Below are 3,360 nucleotides of genomic sequence, written 5' to 3'. Positions count from 1 at the left end.
TGGAAGGGGTTCGCCAGCGCGGCCACGCGGGCGTTGCCGCGGTCGGCGGCCATGACGTACTGGGTCAGGTCGTTGGTGCCGATGCTGAAAAAATCCACCTCGCGCGCCAGTTGGTCGGCTACGGCCACGGCCGAGGGGACTTCGATCATGATGCCGACTTCCATCCGCTCGTCAAAGGCCACGCCCGCGGCGCGTAGTTCGACCCTCGCCTCGTCCAGCATGGCCTTGGCCGCGCGCACTTCGCCGGGCGCGCCGATCATGGGGAACATGAGCTTGACGTTGGGGCCACTGCTGATCCCTCCCCCGGCCCCTCCCGAGGGGAGGGGAGTGGCGGCGCTGGCGCGGAGGATGGCCCGCAATTGGGGCTTGAAGATGTCGGGGCGTTCCAGGCAGAAGCGAATGGCCCGCCACCCCAGGAAGGGATTGGCCTCCTCGCCCAGGTCAAGATAGGGCAACGGCTTGTCGCCGCCCACGTCTAGAGTGCGGATGATGAGCGGCCGGTCGCCCATCAACTCGGCCGCGCGGCGATATGCCTCGTACTGCTCCTCTTCGGTCGGCGGCGCGTCGCGATCCATGAACAGGAACTCGGTGCGGAACAGCCCCACGCCCTCCGCGCCGTACTCCCGCGCCAATCCTACGTCCTTTAGCCCGCCAACGTTGGCGGCGATCTCCACGCGCCGGCCGTCGCGGGTGACAGCCGGGGCCTGCCCGGCGCTCTTGGCCCGGCGTTGCGCCTCCTGCCAGGCGTCGCGCCGCGCCGTCAGCGCCGCCAGTTGCGCCGCGTCCGGCCGCGGCCAAAGCGCGCCCGCTTCGCCATCGACGGCGATCTGCTGCCCTTCGGCCACTTGCCAGATGTCGTGCCCCAGTCCGACGACGGCCGGGATGCCCAGAGCGCGGGCCAGGATGGCGCTGTGGGCGGTCGCCGCGCCCAACTCGGTGCAGATCGCCAGCACCCGCGCCGGGTCCATCCGCGCCGTGTCCGAGGGGGTCAGATCGGCGGCGATGAGGATGGAGGGCGCGGCGAAATCGAGCGAGGGCGGCTCCAGGCCGATGAGATGGCGCAAGACGCGCCGGCTCACGTCTTCCACATCGGCGGCGCGGGCGCGCATGTACTCGTCGTCCATGTCGCGGTAAGCGGCGGCCATGACCGACGTCTCGTCGCGCCAGGCGGCTTCGGCGTTGAGCGAGCCGGCGTAGAGGCGGGCGCGCGCGGCCTCGGTCAGGGCCGGGTCGTCCAGGAAGAGGGCGTGGGCCTCAAAGATAGCCGCCTCCTCCGGGCCGATCTGCTGCACAGCGCGACGGTGGAGGGCATCGATCTCGCCGCGCGCCGTGGCGATGGCCGCCTGCAGCCGCTGCCACTCAGCCGCCGGGTCGTCGACGCGCCGGGCGACCACTTCCGGCAGGCGCGGCCGGTAGAGGGCGGCCGGGCCGAGGGCGACGCCGGGGGAGGCGGGGATGCCGGTTAGGTAGTCAGTGGTCAGTGGTAGGGGCGGGTTTGAAACCCGCCCGTACTGGGTCGGTTGAGTAGCGGCGGGGGCCTCGTCGCGGTCGCCGAAGTTGTCGTCAGCCAGGGCTTGCAAGGCGGCCAGCGCGGCGGCGGCGTCCGGCCCGGTGGCGGTGACGAGGACAGAGTCCCCCTGGCGCGCGCCCAACGTCGCTACCTGGTTGATGCTCTTGGCGTTGGCGCTGCGCTCGCCTTTGCTCACGCGGATGTCGGCCGTGAAGCGGTTGGCGATGGTGACGAAGCGCGCCGCCGGGCGGGCGTGGAGGCCGAGGCGGTTGGGGATGGCTAGACTGATCTGTTCCTGAGCATGGGCCGGCATGGAGTCCGGCGGTTGGGGCGCAGGGGAGCTGAGGAGCGGGGGAGCGGGGGGAACTCCGCCTAGTTGCTCGATTTTGACGGAGAGAGCGCTTTCGGCTTCGGCCATCACCTGTTGGGGCGACGCGCCGACGGCGGCCTGGACGGCGGCAGCCAGCGCGCCTTCCACCAGCGGCGCGGCGCACAGGAAGACGCGCTCGCGCTGCTCGTCCGGCAGGAACTCGAGCGCCATCTCGGCGCTCAGCAGGGCGCTGCCCAAATCCATCAGGACGACGACGCCGTCATCGCTGTAGACGGCGTTGATCGCCTCCAGCACCTTCATCGCGTCAGTGCCGATGGGGCTTTCCGGGTCGTCGATGCCGCCGGCGACGGCCAAAGGCACTCTGCCCTGGGTCATCTGCTCCGCCAGTTCCCGCACCCCCGCGGCCAATTGTGCACTATGAGAGACTACGACGATTCCGACCATGATGATTAAGAGAAGAATCCACAGATTAGACCTGACAGGTGTCGCCGTCACCGCGACGGCGACACCTGTCAGGTCTGGCATTCCGGACAGCGCTCGACTTCGTGGACAGTGTCCGCGAGGCGTTCGTCGAGCGCTTCGGGCGGGCCGGGACGGAAGCCGGTCGCGCCACAGCGACAGGCGTACCAGCCCAGGGCCAACTCGCTATAAGGCTGCGGCCTGCGGGCCAGGTCAATGCACTCCACGCCCATTCGCCAGCGCGCGTTGGTGATCAGCCGGCGGCAGCCGATGGCTTCCAGCTTCTCCCGATAGAGACTAAAGTGGGCGCAGTGGCGCATCAGCAGCACGGCCGTGTCGATGCCGGCCGGGAAGGGCAGCGTGCGCGCGTCGCCGCAGAGGACGATGAGGTTGGGCGGCAGATATGTCTCGTCTTGCGGCAGGGGAGGAGGGGAGCAGGGGGGCAGGGGAGAAGAAGGGAGCAGCGCCGCCTGTAGCTCGATGGCGTAGACGATGCGCGCCCGCGCCGCCAGTTGGCGGGCGAAGCGCAGGTCGCCCGCGCCAATGTCGAGGACGGCCGCGCCGGCCGGCACGTAGCGCAATGCCCGCTCATACGTCGCCTCATCGTAAGGCGCCCAGAGATGCTCCCAGGAAGCGTCGTCCGCGGCTTTCGCGAATCGCTGAGGACAGCAGGCAACTCTGACAGAATCCGCGCCTTCCAGCCGCATGGCTCCCCCGGCCACGTCCACGCTACCGACGCAGCATGTAGTAGCTGACGACAAAATAGAGCAAGGTGGCCGCGGCGAAGCCGGACGCCCACAGGTAAGCTGTGGTGTCCAGCGACGCGCGGCGCGACCACAGGATGAAGATGAAAACCAGCGCCGTCACCAGCGCGGCGCGAATCCAGTAGAATCGCCGGTTGAACTGGACAGGCTGGCCTTCGCGTTTGCCGTTGCCCGGCGATTTGTTGGTATTCTTGGTCATAGGCGTTTCCCAGACCTGTCAGGTCTAGAGAGAGTCTAGCCGGCCAGCCGTTGTAAAGAAATGGCGAGCCACAAACCGTATAAGATCGCCAGCGCGC

The 3,360-nt window shown here is 68.9% G+C and carries 3 protein-coding genes; all 3 read right to left on the bottom strand.

Annotated elements, in window-relative coordinates; translation table 11 throughout:
• Positions 1-2,285: phosphoenolpyruvate--protein phosphotransferase (gene ptsP, locus ACE3UY_RS18545; protein ID WP_374688968.1), on the bottom strand; the 2,285-nt coding region annotated here is incomplete at its 3' end.
• Between the two features lie 68 nt (positions 2,286-2,353).
• Positions 2,354-3,028 carry an rRNA adenine methyltransferase gene (locus ACE3UY_RS18540; protein WP_374688967.1) on the bottom strand — a complete coding sequence of 225 codons (675 nt, stop codon included), beginning with the start codon at positions 3,026-3,028 and terminating at the stop codon, positions 2,354-2,356.
• A gap of 1 nt (position 3,029) precedes the next feature.
• Positions 3,030-3,263, bottom strand: a complete 234-nt coding sequence (locus ACE3UY_RS18535; RefSeq protein WP_374688966.1) for a hypothetical protein — start codon at positions 3,261-3,263, stop codon at positions 3,030-3,032.
• Positions 3,264-3,360: the final 97 nt, after the last annotated feature.

Origin of the sequence: Promineifilum sp. (SeqCode), from assembly GCF_041918635.1 — a bacterium.
GTDB lineage: Bacteria > Chloroflexota > Anaerolineae > Promineifilales > Promineifilaceae > Promineifilum.
The sequence above is the reverse complement of the archived record's forward strand: the minus strand, read 5'-3'. Positions and strand labels throughout refer to the sequence as shown.

Bases quoted from the DNA above. Each gene is read 5' to 3' on its own strand.
- ACE3UY_RS18535 (WP_374688966.1), bottom strand. From the start codon at position 3,263: ATGACCAAGAATACCAACAAATCGCCGGGCAACGGCAAACGCGAAGGC.